The 1,052-nt window shown below is 73.5% G+C and carries 1 protein-coding gene and 1 pseudogene; both read left to right on the forward strand.

All coding sequences use genetic code 11. The features are described 5' to 3' along the window. Positions 1-246 (forward strand): annotated as a pseudogene (locus DP106_RS15380) (dihydropyrimidine dehydrogenase); the annotation flags it as partial. Continuing rightward, on the forward strand, positions 239-1,052 hold an 814-nt coding region (locus DP106_RS15385), incomplete at its 3' end, for a triphosphoribosyl-dephospho-CoA synthase (protein WP_120086655.1). The pseudogene DP106_RS15380 and the gene DP106_RS15385, both read left to right, overlap by 8 nt.

Here is a 1,052-nt window from a genome sequence, read left to right on the forward strand (position 1 = left end):
ATGGACACGGAATCCGTCGTTGCCGACGTCGTCGACGGCACGTCCGGGGCGTTCGTGATCGCCAACAACGGAGTCCGCGACGGCGAGACCGCCGTGGAATACCTCGAGTACGGCGCCGACGCCGTCTCGGTCGGTCGCCCCTCGGACGAGCCGGCGGTCCTCCGGCGGGTCCGCCGCGCCGTCGAGGGGTACTTCGAGCGGTCCGGCGGGGCCGGGCGGGGTGGGGAGGTGACGCCGGATGCGTGACCCCGCCGAGAACGGCCAACTCGCGCTCCTGTTGGAGGTGGCCGGCACGCCGAAGCCGGGCAACGTCGACCGCGAGCGCGACTACGGGGACCTCCGGTTCGAGCACTTCCTCGCCGGCGCGGTCGGCGCGCGCACCGGCCTGCGGGCGGCGGCCGACGGCGCCTCGATCGGCACGGCCTTCGAGTCGTCGATCGAGGGGATGAGCGGCCAGTCGGGCGGCAACACCCAGTTCGGCGCGCTGCTCGTGACGGTGCCGCTGGTCCGGGCCGCCGCCGACGGGCGGCTCACGCCGGACGGCGTGACGGAGACCGTCGAGGCGACGACCGTCGAGGACGCCTGTGCCTTCTACGAGGCGTTCGAGCACGTCGGCGTCGCGGTCGACGACCCCCCCGAGGGACTCGACTCGCTCGACGTCCGGCGTGGGGCGGCGGCGACCGACGCGCTCCGGGAGCGTGGGGCGACGCTGTACGACGTGATGGCGCTCTCGGCGGACCGCGACGGCGTCGCCGCCGAGTGGTGTTCGGGCTTCGAGCGGAGCTTCGAGGCCGCAGGATGGCTCCTCGACGACGAGGGGCCGATCCACCGCCGCGCCTCGCGGGCGTTTCTCCGGCTGTTGGCGGCGGAGCCAGACACCTTCGTCATCACGCGGAACGGCGAGACGGCCGCCGAGGAGGCGACGCGGCGCGCGCGGGCGGTCCTCGACGGCGAGGCCGACGCCGACGCGCTCGCCGAGGAGTTCGTCGCACGCGACACGGTTTGGCATCGAATCGAGCTACCGATTAGTCAAGCAAAGCCTCGCTATGACC

This window comes from Halonotius pteroides, assembly GCF_003605635.1.
GTDB classification, from domain to species: domain Archaea; phylum Halobacteriota; class Halobacteria; order Halobacteriales; family Haloferacaceae; genus Halonotius; species Halonotius pteroides.